At 68.7% G+C, this 14,129-nt stretch carries 14 protein-coding genes and 1 tRNA gene; 6 read left to right on the top strand and 9 right to left on the bottom strand.

What is annotated here, in order from left to right; genetic code table 11:
• Nucleotides 1-14: 14 nt before the first annotated feature.
• The 3 genes from U1739_RS13910 to U1739_RS13900 all read right to left on the bottom strand — a co-directional run bounded on the left by U1739_RS13910 (nucleotide 15) and on the right by U1739_RS13900 (nucleotide 3,906).
• A complete protein-coding gene (locus U1739_RS13910; protein ID WP_332709060.1) occupies nucleotides 15-1,742 on the bottom strand; it encodes a heparinase II/III family protein in 1,728 nt (575 codons plus the stop codon).
• Nucleotides 1,739-2,401 carry a ribulose-phosphate 3-epimerase gene (gene rpe, locus U1739_RS13905; protein ID WP_332709057.1) on the bottom strand — a complete coding sequence of 221 codons (663 nt, stop codon included), beginning with the start codon at nucleotides 2,399-2,401 and terminating at the stop codon, nucleotides 1,739-1,741. Before rpe ends, U1739_RS13910 begins: the two co-directional genes overlap by 4 nt.
• Before the next feature lie 233 nt (nucleotides 2,402-2,634).
• Nucleotides 2,635-3,906 carry an RsmB/NOP family class I SAM-dependent RNA methyltransferase gene (locus U1739_RS13900; protein ID WP_332709055.1) on the bottom strand — a complete coding sequence of 424 codons (1,272 nt, stop codon included), beginning with the start codon at nucleotides 3,904-3,906 and terminating at the stop codon, nucleotides 2,635-2,637.
• Nucleotides 3,907-4,031: 125 nt separating this feature from the next.
• Between U1739_RS13900 and U1739_RS13895 the strand changes: the two genes are divergently transcribed.
• Nucleotides 4,032-4,196 (top strand): DUF1674 domain-containing protein, encoded by a 165-nt coding sequence (locus U1739_RS13895; protein ID WP_332709053.1) that lies wholly within the window; start codon nucleotides 4,032-4,034, stop codon nucleotides 4,194-4,196.
• An 85-nt stretch (nucleotides 4,197-4,281) separates the two neighbouring features.
• Here U1739_RS13895 and U1739_RS13890 read toward each other — a convergent pair whose 3' ends face one another.
• The 3 genes from U1739_RS13890 to tsaD all read right to left on the bottom strand — a co-directional run bounded on the left by U1739_RS13890 (nucleotide 4,282) and on the right by tsaD (nucleotide 6,972).
• Nucleotides 4,282-4,812: a DUF1697 domain-containing protein gene (locus U1739_RS13890; RefSeq protein WP_332709051.1), complete on the bottom strand. Its 531-nt coding sequence runs from the start codon at nucleotides 4,810-4,812 to the stop codon at nucleotides 4,282-4,284.
• Nucleotides 4,812-5,789, bottom strand: a complete 978-nt coding sequence (locus U1739_RS13885; RefSeq protein ID WP_332709049.1) for an NAD(P)H-dependent glycerol-3-phosphate dehydrogenase — start codon at nucleotides 5,787-5,789, stop codon at nucleotides 4,812-4,814. The genes U1739_RS13890 and U1739_RS13885 overlap by 1 nt, the downstream gene beginning before the upstream one ends.
• 151 nt (nucleotides 5,790-5,940) lie before the next feature.
• On the bottom strand, nucleotides 5,941-6,972 hold the full coding sequence (gene tsaD, locus U1739_RS13880; RefSeq protein WP_332709047.1) for a tRNA (adenosine(37)-N6)-threonylcarbamoyltransferase complex transferase subunit TsaD: 1,032 nt from the start codon (nucleotides 6,970-6,972) through the stop codon (nucleotides 5,941-5,943).
• Nucleotides 6,973-7,255: 283 nt separating this feature from the next.
• Between tsaD and hemC the strand changes: the two genes are divergently transcribed.
• Genes hemC through U1739_RS13865 form a run of 3 tightly spaced genes read left to right on the top strand, consistent with a single transcriptional unit; the run spans nucleotide 7,256 to nucleotide 9,739 of the window.
• A complete protein-coding gene (gene hemC / locus U1739_RS13875) occupies nucleotides 7,256-8,173 on the top strand; it encodes a hydroxymethylbilane synthase (protein WP_332709045.1) in 918 nt (305 codons plus the stop codon).
• A 2-nt stretch (nucleotides 8,174-8,175) separates the two neighbouring features.
• Entirely contained in the window at nucleotides 8,176-8,829 is a 654-nt protein-coding gene (locus U1739_RS13870) for a uroporphyrinogen-III synthase (protein ID WP_332709043.1), read from the top strand.
• Between the two features lie 31 nt (nucleotides 8,830-8,860).
• Nucleotides 8,861-9,739: a hypothetical protein gene (locus U1739_RS13865; protein ID WP_332709041.1), complete on the top strand. Its 879-nt coding sequence runs from the start codon at nucleotides 8,861-8,863 to the stop codon at nucleotides 9,737-9,739.
• A 205-nt stretch (nucleotides 9,740-9,944) separates the two neighbouring features.
• On the opposite strand, the gene U1739_RS13860 is transcribed toward U1739_RS13865, so the two are convergent.
• Together U1739_RS13860 and U1739_RS13855 are read right to left on the bottom strand one after the other, a co-directional pair.
• Nucleotides 9,945-10,742, bottom strand: a complete 798-nt coding sequence (locus U1739_RS13860; RefSeq protein WP_332709039.1) for a DUF72 domain-containing protein — start codon at nucleotides 10,740-10,742, stop codon at nucleotides 9,945-9,947.
• A gap of 103 nt (nucleotides 10,743-10,845) precedes the next feature.
• Nucleotides 10,846-10,920: transfer RNA gene (locus U1739_RS13855), tRNA-Gly, on the bottom strand.
• 181 nt (nucleotides 10,921-11,101) lie between these two features.
• Between U1739_RS13855 and U1739_RS13850 the strand changes: the two genes are divergently transcribed.
• Both U1739_RS13850 and U1739_RS13845 read left to right on the top strand, forming a co-directional pair.
• Nucleotides 11,102-11,998: a tetratricopeptide repeat protein gene (locus U1739_RS13850; RefSeq protein ID WP_332709251.1), complete on the top strand. Its 897-nt coding sequence runs from the start codon at nucleotides 11,102-11,104 to the stop codon at nucleotides 11,996-11,998.
• Nucleotides 11,995-12,636, top strand: coding sequence for an LON peptidase substrate-binding domain-containing protein (locus tag U1739_RS13845; RefSeq protein WP_332709037.1), 642 nt, complete (start codon nucleotides 11,995-11,997; stop codon nucleotides 12,634-12,636). Before U1739_RS13850 ends, U1739_RS13845 begins: the two co-directional genes overlap by 4 nt.
• A 112-nt stretch (nucleotides 12,637-12,748) precedes the next feature.
• On the opposite strand, the gene U1739_RS13840 is transcribed toward U1739_RS13845, so the two are convergent.
• Nucleotides 12,749-13,966 (bottom strand): UbiH/UbiF/VisC/COQ6 family ubiquinone biosynthesis hydroxylase, encoded by a 1,218-nt coding sequence (locus tag U1739_RS13840; RefSeq protein WP_332709035.1) that lies wholly within the window; start codon nucleotides 13,964-13,966, stop codon nucleotides 12,749-12,751.
• Between the last annotated feature and the right edge of the window lie 163 nt (nucleotides 13,967-14,129).

Below are 14,129 nucleotides of genomic sequence, written 5' to 3'. Positions count from 1 at the left end.
CGAAATTTTGGCGCTCAATTGGCGCGTTTGAAGGCCCAGCTGACATTGCAGCCGCCGGCCGGGGATTCGCCGCTAACGACGAGCTGATGCGTGGGTTGCGGGCGGCCGTCGGCATCGATCCACAGGCTGTCCTCGACCGCCAGGGCACCACCACGCACGCGAAACTGCCACAAACCGCCGCCCGGCAGGCGCAGCAACGCCGCCTGGCCATCGGCGGTCGGCGACACCTGGATACCACGGCCGAGATGAAAACGCACGGCGAACGCGGTTTGCGCGCTTTTGCTGCGCTTGCCCGAAGGCAACAGCATATCTTCGCCGCGCAATTCTCGCCCGTCGCTCGACAGGATCAGCTGGCGGCGATGCAGGAAGCCGTAGCGCCGGGCATAACCGTCATGGCTGGCCTCGAGCCGGCTCGACGCATCGCTCTCCTGGCGCGCCAGTTCCACTTCGGCGACCCCGCGGCCGAGCGTGCCATCGGCATGAATGGCCGTGGAATTGCTGTCGCCGACGGTCAGCGTCGAATGCGCCGCCGTGGTGCGCAGCCCCTCGGCCAGCGCTGTTGGCACGTGCGCGAGCGCGGCGCGCGCACCGCCGCAATTGACCACCAACCGATGCGGCCCATCGGACATTTCGAACGCCAGGGTCGAGGCACAGCCACCCTCCACGAGCCGCGCGATCGGCGGCGGCGCGGCATCGACGATGGCGATCGTGTTGCCCGCGGCGAGCCGCTGATAGCCCCAATCGCGCGCCTGGCGCAGCGGGCGCGTGCGCACCCCGGTGGCCTCGACGATCTGCGCCAGCGTGTCGGCCGCAACCGGCCCGCCGCCCTGCCAGCTCGACAGCGCCTTGTCGCCGAGACACACGCCGAGCAACGCCGGGATCATCCGCGCGATCGTTTCATGTACCGCAGCCGGCGCCTCCAGCCGGCGCGCGGCATAGGTTTCGCGCAGCATCGTCAGCAGCTGGATCACGTCGATCTGCGCCAGCGGCGCGCGCGCCACGCCGCCGCCATCTTCGAACACCGACATGGACAGCGCGCGAGTGAGCGCCGCTTCCATGCCCGCACGCCGTGCATCCCCGCCGGCGATCAGCAGCCCACCGGCGACCACGCCGCACATCGCGGCGATGCGCGGTGCGCCGGGCGGCATCTTTTCGGCCGCGCGATCGATATGGCGGGCGCCCCGCGCCAGCGTGTTGAGCACGCGGCTGCGATAGACCAGATCGGCGGAGGACAGGATCAGCGGCGCGTGCGCGGTCCAGAACAGGATACGCCGACCCCATAGATCGGCGCGCCACGCCGGCTCGGCGACGGTATCGGCATGGCTCGCCAGCCAGCCGCGCATGATCTCCTCGGCAATCGGCGCGCCCTGCGCGCGCGTCGCTACGCTGGACAGATCGCGCAGCCAGGCAAAGCTGTGCAGATAATCGCTAAAGTCGCGCGACGGTTCGGGCTTCGCGCCGAACAGGCTGGCAATCGCGCGCACGTCGCCGCGCAGCATCATCTCGCCGCGCAGCAATGCCTGGCCGCGCTTGATATCGCCGAGAAACGGATCGTCGGGCACCGCGATCAGCTTGAGCGGATGGCGGCCCTTGAGCTTGAGGCCATGGATCGGGGTGCGCCAGGTGAGGCGATGAAAGCGTTCGGCGAGGCGTTCGGTCAGCGACAGGCCGGTGTCGCCGCCCAGCCGGATCAGCCGCTTGCCTTCCTCGATACCGTCGCCGCCGGAACCCTGGTCGCTCACCCGCCCCTCAGCGCCGCGATGTTCGCGGCATAAGCAGCCGGGCCGCCGCGGAAGGTGGCGGTACCCGCGACCAAGGCGTCGGCGCCGGCGGCGATCGCGCGCGGCGCCGTGAGGTGATCGATCCCGCCATCGACTTCGAGGTCGATGTGCAGGCCGGCCTTGTCGATCATCTTGCGGATCGCCTCGATCTTGCGCAGCTGGCTGTCGATGAAGCCCTGCCCGCCAAAGCCCGGATTGACGCTCATCACCAGCACCAGATCGAGTTCTTCGAGCAGATAATCGAGCGCCTTGGCAGGCGTCTGCGGGGTGAGCACGACGCCGGCGCGCTTGCCCAGTCCCTTGATGCGCTGGACGGTGCGGTGCGTGTGCGGGCCTGCCTCGACATGCACGCTGATCGTGTCGGCGCCGGCTTCGGCAAAGGCATCGAGGAACGCATCGACCGGGGCGATCATCAGATGCACGTCGAGCGGCTTATTGGTGTGCGGGCGGATCGCCTTGACCACCGCCGGGCCAATCGAGATGTTGGGCACGAAATGCCCGTCCATCACGTCGACATGGATCCAATCGGCGCCAGCGACGTCGATCGCGCGCACCTCCTCGCCCAATTTGGCGAAATCGGCGGACAGGATCGAGGGCGCGATGCGGACGGGAGATTGCATGGTCGATCCTGTAGCATGACGGTCCGCGCCGACAAGCCGGCTTGGTATGTATCGGGCTAGCAACATCACCCCCTGGCGGGGCATTTAGAGCGAGAGATGCGGGTATCGATCAATTTACCTCGTCACCCCGGGCTTGACCCGGGACCCAGCTTTCGCAGCGATGAAGAAGCTGGGCCCCGGCTCAAGGCCGGGGTGACGGGTCAGGGGAATCTCATCATGCCCTAAATCGACGCCTAGCCGGTATGTTTCAGCCGCACGATGAAGAAGCCGTCGCACCCGCCGACATCCGCCAGCATGCCCGGCAGCAGGCGCAGATAGCCGCTGTCGTGCGGGGCGAGACCGGCGGGAAGCTCGTCCTGGCGGATCGGATCGATCGTGAAGCGCGTATTGTTCTTCAGGAAATGATCGAGCTGCTCCTCGCCCTCGGCCGGTTCGAGCGAGCAGGTGGCGTAAACCAAGGTGCCGCCGGGCTTCACCCAGGTGGCGGCGCGGCTGAACAAGCGGGCCTGGATCGTCGCCATGTCGGCAATCACCGAGGGGCGGACGCGGTGCAGCACGTCGGGGTGGCGTCGGAAGATGCCCGTCGCGCTGCACGGCGCGTCGAGCAGCACCGCGTCGGCGAGTTCGGCGGGCTTCCACAGCAAGGCATCGGCGGTGACCACGTCAGCAGCGAGATGCGTGCGCGCGAGATTGTCGGTCAGGCGTTCCAGCCGGGTCGGCGAATTGTCCAGCGCCGTGACCTGCCAGCCGGCGGCGGCGAGCTGCATCGTCTTGCCGCCGGGCGCGGCGCAGATGTCGAGCGCGATACCGCTACCTACACCGATCAACCGCGCCGGGATCGACGCGGCGATATCCTGCACCCACCAGGCGCCTTCCTCGAACCCGGGCATTTCCGGCACATGCCCACCGGGCAGGCGGACATGGCCGGGCATCAGCGAGGTGCCGCCGAGCTGCTCGGCCCATTCGTCGGTGCGCGCCGCATCGGCGATGGTCAGGTCGAGCGGCGGCGGCGTGGCGATGGCCAGTTCGGCGCCCTCGATGGCATCGTCGCCCCAGGCGGCATGCCAGCGGATCGCCACCGGATCGGGCAGGGTCGGCTGTTCGGGCAAGGTATCGCCGCGGCGCGACAGCGTGCCGAACACGCCGTGGACCAGTTTGCGCGGTCCGCCATCGACCAACGGCAGCACGGTGGAGATCGCGGCATGCGCCGGCGTGCCGAGCGCCAGCGTCTGGATCAGCGCGATGCGCAGGGCAAAGCGCGCCTTGGCGTCGTCGGGCAACGGCCGGGCGGTGGCCGAATCGATCAACGCATCGAGATCGGGCAGGCGACGCAGCACTTCGGAGGCGATCGCGCGGGCCAGCGCGCGATCATCGGCGCGGTCGATGCCGGCGGTGGCGCGGTCGAGCACCGCTTCCAGCGGCAGGCCCTGCCGCAGCACGGCATCGAGCAGTTTCAGCGCGGCGCGGCGCGCGGGAACGCCGGGGGTATCGTCATACTGGGCCATCAGGCGCGCGTCGTCTTATCGTGGATCGGGAACATCATATTGCCATTGGACAGCGCAGACCCGATGTAAAGCCATGCCGCCGTCGGAACTACGCGCGCGGCCGTCGCAACCAGGAGATTTTCGCCATGGGCCAGCGCCCCGCCCACGTGAAACCGCCGGCTTATTTGTCAAAGAATCCGCCGCTGCCGGTGGCGGAGGAGAAGCCGAAGCCAGCGCAGGACGATCCGCTGGGGCTCAACCCGACGCGCTATGGCGATTGGGAACTGAAGGGCATCGCGATCGATTTCTGAGATACGCAGCGCCCCCCGTCGCTATGCCCGTCCCTAGCCGCCCGTTGGATCCCGGACCAAGTCGGGGATGACGGTGGGAACCTGGTTACGCCAACAAGTCGCGCAGCTTGATCACCGTATTCCAGTTGCGCGTCGTCGCCAGCTTGGGGAATTTCAGCTTGGCCATCGCCTGGGGCAGTTTCGAGTCGCCGATATTGTCGGCATAATCGAGATACAGCTCGCGCCCGATCGCTTTCAGCCGCTCCGGCCCGGTGTAGAGTTCGGGCACCCGCTCGATCAGCCCGTCCGGCACGGGATCGCGGTGGAACGCGACCAGATAGTGGCTGGGATGATCGGCCGCAGCGTCGGGGAATGGATCGGCAGCGATCACCCGCTCTATATCTGCGAGATTGCGCACGACGACATCAGTGTTGAGCCCCAGCGTCTCGAGCGCCTGTTCCAGTCGCGTCTCAAGCGCCGCGCCATCCTCGTCGCAGTCGAACACGACATTACCCGAGGCGAGCAACGTCTTCACGTTGGTATGCCCGAGCCCTTCGACCAACGCCTTGAGTTCCGCCATGGGCAGCTTGCGATTGCCGCCGACATTGACGCCTTTCAGCAACGCCGCCCAGCGCATCAGCCATGCTCGCGCGTCAGCGGGCGGGCCAGCAAGGCACCGACCACCGCGCGCACATCCGCGCCGCCGAGCAAGGCGCACACCGCCTCGCACACCGGCATGTCGATGCCCGCCGCGGCGGCGGCCTCGCGCAGCACCGGCGCGGTGAACGCGCCCTCCGCTACGGTGCGGCGATCGGCAAGCAGTTCGCCGGCAGGGCGGCCTTCGCCGAGGCCGACGCCAAGCGAGAAGTTGCGCGAACTGGTCGACGAACAGGTCAGCACGAGATCACCCAACCCCGACAGGCCGGCGAGCGTTTCCGCGCGGGCCCCGCGGGCGAGGCCGAAGCGCGTCATCTCGGCAAAACCGCGCGCGATCAGCGCGGCGCGCGCATTCTGCCCGAGCCCGGCGCCTTCGACCACGCCGCAGGCGATCGCCAGCACGTTCTTCACCGCGCCACCGATCTCTGCGCCGATGACGTCATTCGAGGCATAGGTGCGGAAGGCCGGGCCGGCGAGCCGGTCGGCAAGCCGCGCGCCGAGCGCTTCGTTTTCGCACGCCAGCGTTACCGCGGTCGGTTGCCCGGCGGCGACTTCGTGCGCAAAGGTCGGGCCGGAGAGTACCGCGATCGGCGCGTCGGGACGCACCGCGCGGGCCACTTCGCCGACGAGCAATTGCGTGCCGGCTTCGATGCCTTTGGCGCACAGGACCAAGGGAGTCGCGCCACTCTCGAGCGCGGTCAGCACCGAGCGGACATGCTGCGCCGGGGCGACGACGAGCAGCGCCTCGCAATCCCGCAACTCGGCGAGATCGCTTGTAGCGCGGATCGTCTCCGGCAGTGGCACCGCGCTGAGGAACACCGAATTGACGTGGCTATCGTTGATCGCCGCGACGACTTCCGCCTCGCGCGCCCACAGCAGGACTTCCCGCTCGCCACGCGCGGCGACTTGCGCGAGCGCGGTGCCCCAGGCGCCGCCACCGATAACGCCGATCTTCATGCGTGGGTCTCCGGGTCGATGCTCCCCTCCCTGGAAGGGAGGGGTTGGGGGCGGGTTGGTAAGGGGCGGTCGCAGCGGTCCCTCATGGGCCGACCCACCCCCAGCCCCTCCCTTCCAGGGAGGGGAGTAAGAATGGACCGCATTGTGACTTTCACGCCTTCACCCCCGCCCCGCGCACCGCTTCCGCCACCGGATCGAGCGGCCAGCGTGGGCGCGCGGCGATGTCGAGCGGGTCGGTGAGGCCGGCGGCGAAGCGCTCGGCGCCGGCCCAGGCGATCATCGCCGCATTGTCGGTGCACAGCCATAGCGGTGGCGCGACGAAGTGCAGCCCGTTGGCGGTCGCCAGGCCTTCGAGCGCGCCGCGCACCGCCTGGTTGGCGGCCACGCCGCCGGCCACGACCAGGGCGGTCGCACCATCGGCGCGCTGGAGGGCGCGCACCGTACGATCGAGCAGGCAATCGACCACCGCCTGCTGGAACGAAGCGGCAATATCCTCCGCGCTCCACTGCGCCGAATCGACCGCGCGGGAGACCGCGCTTTTTAACCCGGCAAAGGAGAAATGCGGCTCGACCGAGCCTTTTAGCGGGCGCGGCAGCGGCACGGCGTGGGGATTGCCGGCAAGCGCGGCGCGTTCCACCGCAGGGCCGCCGGGGAAACCGAGGCCCAATAGCTTCGCGGTCTTGTCGAACGCTTCACCGGCGGCATCGTCGATCGTGGTGGCGAGCCGCCGATACGCGCCGACGCCTTCGACCAGCAGCAACTGGCAATGCCCGCCCGAGACGAGCAGCAGCAGATAGGGGAAATCGAGCGCGGCATCGGTCAGCCGCGGCGAGAGCGCATGGCCCTCGAGATGGTTGACCGCGACCAGCGGCTTGCCCGCGGCATGCGCCAGCGCCTTGCCCGTGACCAGCCCGACCATCACCCCGCCGATCAGCCCCGGGCCAGCAGTGGCGGCGATCGCGTCGACCTCGCGCAAGGTGACGCCAGCGTCGCTCAGCGCGCCCTCGATCAGCGGCATCAGCGCCTCGACATGGGCGCGCGCGGCGATTTCCGGCACGACGCCACCGAACGGGCGGTGCGCGGCTTCCTGGCCGGCCAGGCGATGGCTGAGGATGCGCCGGTCGCCGGTGACCAGCGCCGCCGCGGTTTCGTCACAGGAGGATTCGAGTCCGAGAATGAGCATCGGCCACCCCTACCCCCTCCCCCTCCGCTTGTCGAAGCCTCGCCCTGGCTTTAGGCTGGGGCATAATTGGCCGGGTGCCTGCGTCGAAGCGTGAAATGTTCGCGCGGAGGCGCGGAGGCGCGGAGATGGTATCCCCGGCGCAGCCGTTGCGCACAGCCATGATGGCGTCGGGGCCAGTGTTCGTGGCAGCCGCTGGTCTCGAACGCATCGTCTCCGCGCCTCCGCGCCTCCGCGCGAGCCATTCTTCTTCTCAAGGGGGCGGTCGAAAAGCACGGAGCCTTTCTTGCCCACACCCTTTCGCCTCGGAACCCGTGGATCGCCGCTCGCGCTGACCCAGGCCGGCATGGTGCGCGACGCGCTATACGCCGCGCATGGCTGGTCCGACGGGGCGGTCGAGATCGTGCCGATCCGTACCACCGGCGACCGCGTGCAGGATCGCGCGCTGGCCGAGATCGGCGGCAAGGCCTTGTGGACCAAGGAGCTCGACCGCGCACTGCTGGAGGGCGAGATCGATTGCGCGGTGCATTCGATGAAGGATGTCGAGACGGTGCGGCCGGCGGCGATCGCCATCGTCGCGATGCTGGAACGCGCGGATGTGCGCGATCGGCTGATCGGCGCCGCGACGCTCGCCGATATCCGCGCGGGCGGCGTGGTCGGCAGCAGCTCGCCGCGCCGCGCGGCGCAGGTGCGCCGGGCGCGGCCGGACCTGACGATCGTGCTGTTCCGCGGCAATGTCGATACGCGGCTGGCCAAATTGGCGGCGGGCGAGGTGGATGCAACGTTGCTCGCCGCGGCCGGGCTGGCGCGGCTCGGGCGTGACGATGTCGGCGCGCCGATCCCGATCGACGTGATGCTCCCCGCCCCGGCGCAAGGCGCGGTGGGGATCGAGACGCGCGCCGACGATGCCCGTGCGGTCGGCTTGATCGGCGCGATCGATCATCTGGCGACGCGCACCTGCGTGCTGGCTGAGCGCGGCTTGCTCGCGGCGCTGCAGGCGGATTGCCATTCGCCGGTCGCCGCCTTGGCCAGCCTCGACGGCGACACGCTGACCGTGCGCGCGGAATTGCTGGCCGAGGATGGCAGCGATCATGTCGCCGCGGTGCTGAGCGGGCCGCTCGGCGATGCCGCCTTGCCCGCGCGGCTGGCGCGCGACCTGCTGGACCGGGCAAGCCCGGCGATCCGCGCCCTGTTCGCGGGATGAGGATGCTGGCGGTGCTGCGGCCGCCGCCCGGCAACGCCGCGACCACCGCGCGGATCGTCACGGCGGGGCATCGCGCACTGTGCCTGCCGCTGTTCGCGGTGCGCGCGCTGGCCTGGACGCCGCCCGATCCTGCGCACCATGACGCGCTGATCCTGACCAGCGCCAACACGCTGCGCCACGGTGGCCACGGACTCGCCCCATTGCGCGCGCTGCCCGTGCTGGCGGTAGGAGAAGCGACCGCGGCGGCGGCGCGCGCGGCCGGGTTTGACGTGCTGCTGACGGGGGAGCGCAATGCCGCGCACCTGCTCGCGCTCGCCGCCGGACATGGGATCACCCGCGCGCTGCATCTCGGGGCTCGCGAGCGGACGATGCCGGATAGCGAGACCGTCACGGCGAGCATCGCGGTCTATGCCAGCGACGCGCTGCCGATCGCGGCGGCGCAGATCGCACAACTCGACGATACCGTCGCCTTGCTCCACTCCGCGCGTGCGGCGCGGCGGCTGGGCGATCTGGTCGCGGATCGCGCCACCGTTCGTATCGCTGCCCTGAGCCACGCCGTGCTCCACGCCGCCGGGCCCGGCTGGGCCGCCGTCACCGTCGCCACCACGCCGGACGACGCCGCGCTGATCGCCGCCGCCATTGCGCTCGCCGATTGACCACCCGGCTGCGCGCGCGGATAAGACCGGCATGAGCGATTTCATGCCGACCCCGCTGGTTACCCCGGCCAAGCCCCGTTACCGGGGGGCGGCGATCGTCGCCGGCCTCGCCTTCCTTGCCGGTCTGGTGGCGATGGCCGCGGTGCTGCAGTATCAGAGCCGCTGGCTGGGCCTGCCCGCCACCGTGCCGGTGGTCGCCGCCAAGGGCCAGGTGCCGGTGGTGGTCGTTCCGGCAACCGGCGCGCCCGCCGGGCCGGCAGCCCCGGTGATCGATCTCAATGCCCTGTCGTCGCGCGAGACCGAACTGGCCGGGCGGCTGGCCGATCTGGAGCAGCGCACCGCGCGCATCGGCAGCGACGCACAGGCCGCGTCTGGTTATGCGACACGATCCGAGAACATGCTGGTGGCGTTTGCCGCGCGCCGGGCGCTCGATCGCGGCTTGGCGCTTGGCTATGTCGAGGATCAATTGCGCACGCGCTTCGCCGCGACGCAGCCGCGCGCGGTCGCCGCGATCCTGCAAGCGGCGCGCGAACCGGTCACCGTCGCCGAGCTGCGCGCCGGGCTCGACAGCATCGCTCCCGAATTGGTCACCGGCCAGGCCAGCACGAGCTGGCTCAACAGCCTGCGCCGCGAGCTCGCCAATCTGATCGTCATCCACCGCGCCGACACCCCCTCCCCGCTGCCGATCGACCGCCTCGCGCGCGCGCGGCAGATGCTCGAAGGCGGCAAGGTCGAAGCCGCACTGGCCGAAGTCGCGCGCATGCCGGGTGCCCCGCAGGCGGCGCGCTGGACCGCTGCGGCGCGACGCTATATCGGCGCGCGCCAGGCGCTGGATACGATCGAGGCGGCGGCAATCACCGGACAGGCCAATCCGACCGATATTCCGGGCATGGGCACGCCGACGGGCTGATTGCGAAGAGACCTGGAGGGTTGGTTCGCGCAGAGGCGCGGAGGACGCAGCGAGGGCGCTCGTGCCGCACAGCGGCAGCGAAACTCGCTGGCCGAACGAAGCAGCAGCGGCCGATCATGACCTGCCCGAAAAGCGCATCACCTCCGCGTCCTCCGCGCCTCTGCGCCTCTGCGCGAACCAACCTTCTTCGCGCCTTCGCGAAATCCTATTTCAAGCGCTCGATCAGCGCCATCGCCCCAGCCGGGGCACGGACCTTGGCACCGTTGATGAAGAATACGAACGTATCGCGGCCGACCTTCTTCGGTTTGGCCGGTTCGACATAAGGCAAGCCGTCGGGCGCGCCGCCCGCGGCCCATAGCCGCGCCGCCTCGGCCCAGCGATCGAGCTGCTTGTCGGTATAGCCGGTGGTCACTTCCTCCACGGCGCTTTCGAGCCGGGCATAAACAAAGTCGCCAGTGACGTCGGCGATGGCCGGATAGTCCGCCGAATCGGCATAAACGACGGTAACGCCCGCCGCGCGGGCCATGGCAATGAACTCGGGCACTGCGAAGCTTTCGTGCCGCACATGGACGGCGTGGCGCAGCGCAATGCCATCCTGCTTGGCCGGCAGCAATTTGAGGAACGCGCCGAACTCATCGGCGTCGAATTTCTTGGTCGCCATGAATTGCCACAGGATCGGGCCGAGCTTGTCGCCCAGTTCGACGATGCCCTGGCCCAGGAACCGCTCGATTGATTCGCCCGCCTCGGCCAGCACCTTGCGGTTGGTGGTGTAGCGCGAGGCCTTTAGCGCGAACACGAAGCCGTCGGGCGCGGTCTTGGCCCAGGTGGCGAAAGTGGCCGGCTTTTGCGTGCTGTAATAGGTCCCGTTGACCTCGATCGCGGTCATCGCCTGGGTGGCGAATTCGAGTTCCTTCTTGTGCGCGAGGCCTTCGGGGAAGAACACGCCGCGCCACGGTTCGAAGGTCCAGCCGCCGATGCCGACGCGAATCGGATGTTTGCTCATGCCGAACACCATAACGGGGAATAGTGAGAGCGTCGCGGCTGTTGGCCGCGTCGGCCGAGCCGCCACCTAATCGATTTAGCTGCGCTAAATCTGTGGTGGCGGCTGGAGCGGGCGAAGGGATTCGAACCCTCGACCCCAACCTTGGCAAGGTTGTGCTCTACCCCTGAGCTACGCCCGCTCTGGCGCCTATCGCCCCTGCCGGAGACCGGAGGGGCGGGGTAAGGTGGCGGCCTCTAACAGTGGTATCGGCATCCGGCAACCCCCGTTGGAGATATAGCCGAAAAGGCTTGGCGTGCGGCCCAGAGCGCCCACATAAGGCGAACACACGAACGACGGAGTCTGTCTTGGCAAGTTTGGGATTGAGCGCGGCCGAACGCGAAGCGGTCGAGGCGTTTCGCCGCGACGTCGTCGAACCGTCGATGTCGAGCCTCGTCATCATCGATTTCTGGGCCGAATGGTGCGGGCCGTGCAAGGCGCTGACGCCGCTGCTGGAAAAGGTTTGCGCCGCTTATGCCGATAAGGGCGTGGTGCTGGCCAAGGTCGATACCGACAAGAACCAGTTCATCGCGTCGCAATTCCAGATCAAGTCGATCCCCACCGTCTATGCCATGTTCCAGGGGCAGCTGGTCGCCGACCTGACGCCGGCGCGGACCGAATCGGCGCTGAAGACGATGCTCGACCAGATCCTCGCCAAATTGCCGATCCCGAGCGAGGCGGCCGATCTGGAGGCCGAGCTTGGCCCGTTATTGGCGATGGGCGAGGAAGTACTGGCGGAGGGCGATGCCGAACAGGCGATCCTGATCTTCCGCCAGGTGGCGGAACTGGCCCCCGGGCACCCCGCCGTGCATTCCGGGATGATTCGCGCGCTGGTCGCCGCTGGGCAGCTCGACGAGGCGGACGCGCATCTCGCCGCGCTCGATCCCGAAACGGCCGCGTTGCCGGAACTCGATCGCGCCAAGGCGGCGCTGACATTGGCCAAGGATGCGCGGCCGGTCGACGATCTGTCGGGGCTGGCGGCGGAAGTCGCGGCCAATCCGGACGACCATGCCAAGCGGTTCGAGCTAGCGGGCGGCCAGATGGCGGCGGGCGATCGCGATGCCGCGGCCGAATCGCTGCTGGCGATCATCGCCGCCGACCGCAGCTGGAACGAGGGCGCGGCACGGACGCAATTGCTCAAATTGTTCGAGGTCGTCGGGCTCGAAGATCCCTGGGTCTCGGCGCAGCGGCGCAAGCTTTCCGCGATCCTGTTCGGATGATCAAACCCGCCGGCCAGACGACGCGCCTCTCGGTCTTCCCGCTCCCCGGCGCCTTGTTGTTCCCGGGCATGCACCTGCCGCTACACCTGTTCGAGCCACGCTACCGCGCGATGATGAGCGATGCGATGGCGCGCGACCGGCGCATCGGCATGATCCAGCCGCGCCCGGGCACCTATGCGCCCAACGAAGCGCCACCCCTGTTCGACATTGGTTGCGTCGGCCGGATCGCCGAATTCGAGATGCTCGACGACGGGCGCTACAATCTCGTGCTGGAAGGCCTGTCGCTGTTCCGCATCGTGCGCGAGCTGGACGTCAGCACGGCGTTTCGCCAGGTCGAGGCGGAATTGCTGCCGGCGGCCGTGGTAGACGATACGCTGTCGCTGTCGCGCCGCTCCTCGCTGGAAATGGAATCACGCCGCTTCGCCGATGCGCAAGGCTATGCGGTGGATTGGGAAGCGGTAACGCGGCTCGACGACGAGGCGTTGGTCAACGGCATCGCCCAGATCGCGCCATTCGACGTGGCGGCCAAGCAGGCGTTGCTCGAAGCGGAGGGGATCGAGGACCGTGCCGAACTGATCATCCAATTGATGCAGTTTTTCGGCCGACATGACGGGGATGAATCGGTGACGCTGCAATAGTTGGTGTTAGCCAGCCACGTCACCCCAGCGAAAGCTGGGGTCTCGTGCGGCTCCTGTCCCGCGCCGGCCGGTGGAGATCCCAGCCTGCGCTGGGATGACGCGGTGGGAAGCGTTAGACCATCATCCCCTGCAGCAGTTTCGGCACTTCGCCGCTTTCGCCGCGCGCCTCGGCCATGAAGCGGTCCTTGACCATCGGCAGCCTCTGCACCGCCGATAGCCCGAAGCGCCGCGCCGTATTGGCGGTCTTGCCGGGAATGCCGAACAGGCGTTGCAGCCCATCGGTGGCGATCGACACCATCAGCGTGTCGAGGCTGCGCCAGCGCTGGTAGCGCGCGAGCAGCGCCGGGTCCCCGAGATCGAGCCCGAGCCGTTTGCCCTCGACCAGCACCTCGACCAAGGTGGCGACGTCGCGGAAGCCGACATTGACGCCCTGCCCCGCGATCGGGTGGATGCCATGCGCGGCATCGCCGACCAAAGCGACGCGGTTGGAAACGATCTGCGCGGCGTGGTGGAAGCCGAGCGGGTAGCTCGAGCGACCGCCAAGTGGCCCGAGCTTACCCAGGAACCCGCCCATTTTCTTCTCCGCTTCGGCAAGGAAGCCGCGCTCGGACAGTTTGAGCATGCCCGGCGCCTCGGCGCGACTGACCGACCAGACGATCGCCGAACGATGCCCGTCGGCATCGTCGTTGAGCGGCAAGATCGCGAACGGGCCTTGCGGGTAGAAAATCTCGAAGGCGATGTTCTCGTGGCTATGTTCGTGGTGCAGCGAGGTGACGATCGCAGCGTGGTCGTACTGCCAGCGCGCGGTGCGAATACCCGCCGCGTCGCGCGTCGGCGAATTACGACCCTCGGCGGCGATCAGCAGCGGCGCGGTGATCGTGGCGCCCGAATCGAGCACCGCCGTGACGCCATGCTCACCGCGCGTGACCGAGACGGCCCGGGTCAGCATGCGCAGATCGACGTTCGGCGCGGCCACCGCCGCTTCGTACAGCGCGCCACGCAGCAGGCGATTCTCGAACATATGGCCGAGCGCGCCATCATCCTCGCTGGGTTCGAAATCGAGCGCGCCGGGCTCCAGCCCATCGCTGACGCGGATCCCGGCGATCGGGCAACCGTGGCCAGCCAGCCGATCGACCACGCCGAGCGCGCTGAGCATGCGATAGGGCGCGCTGGCAATGGCCGAAGCGCGGCCATCGAACCCGGCGGCGAGGATCACCTCGGGATCGGCGATGTCGATGACGATGGCGGTCAAGCTGTGCGCGTCGAGCGCAACGGCCAGCGCGCTGCCGACCAGCCCACCGCCGAGAATGATGACGTCTGCTTTTTCCATGGACCGATAGTAACGCCCTGCCCGGCCGCTGCCAATGCGCCACACGGGCCGCGCGCAGCGCAGTCCGGTTTGGGCCTAAGAAGGATGTTTCACGCGAAGGCGCGAAGGCGCGAAGAGCGCAGCACGAAGGTTTATCGGGCCGAGCGCCGGGCCGATGGAACGC

It is taken from the genome of Parasphingomonas puruogangriensis (assembly GCF_036663635.1).
In the GTDB taxonomy this organism is placed as follows: Bacteria; Pseudomonadota; Alphaproteobacteria; order Sphingomonadales; family Sphingomonadaceae; genus Sphingomonas.
Note: the sequence above shows the minus strand (reverse complement) of the source record. Positions and strands in the feature narration are given on the sequence as shown.

Bases quoted from the DNA above. Each gene is read 5' to 3' on its own strand.
- U1739_RS13895 (WP_332709053.1), top strand. From the start codon at position 4,032: ATGGGCCAGCGCCCCGCCCACGTGAAACCGCCGGCTTATTTGTCAAAG.
- U1739_RS13870 (WP_332709043.1), top strand. From the start codon at position 8,176: ATGCTGGCGGTGCTGCGGCCGCCGCCCGGCAACGCCGCGACCACCGCG.
- U1739_RS13840 (WP_332709035.1), bottom strand. From the start codon at position 13,966: ATGGAAAAAGCAGACGTCATCATTCTCGGCGGTGGGCTGGTCGGCAGC.
- U1739_RS13845 (WP_332709037.1), top strand. From the start codon at position 11,995: ATGATCAAACCCGCCGGCCAGACGACGCGCCTCTCGGTCTTCCCGCTC.
- U1739_RS13885 (WP_332709049.1), bottom strand. From the start codon at position 5,789: ATGAAGATCGGCGTTATCGGTGGCGGCGCCTGGGGCACCGCGCTCGCG.
- U1739_RS13900 (WP_332709055.1), bottom strand. From the start codon at position 3,906: ATGGCCCAGTATGACGATACCCCCGGCGTTCCCGCGCGCCGCGCCGCG.
- U1739_RS13865 (WP_332709041.1), top strand. From the start codon at position 8,861: ATGAGCGATTTCATGCCGACCCCGCTGGTTACCCCGGCCAAGCCCCGT.
- U1739_RS13860 (WP_332709039.1), bottom strand. From the start codon at position 10,742: ATGAGCAAACATCCGATTCGCGTCGGCATCGGCGGCTGGACCTTCGAA.
- U1739_RS13890 (WP_332709051.1), bottom strand. From the start codon at position 4,812: ATGCGCTGGGCGGCGTTGCTGAAAGGCGTCAATGTCGGCGGCAATCGC.
- tsaD (WP_332709047.1), bottom strand. From the start codon at position 6,972: ATGCTCATTCTCGGACTCGAATCCTCCTGTGACGAAACCGCGGCGGCG.
- rpe (WP_332709057.1), bottom strand. From the start codon at position 2,401: ATGCAATCTCCCGTCCGCATCGCGCCCTCGATCCTGTCCGCCGATTTC.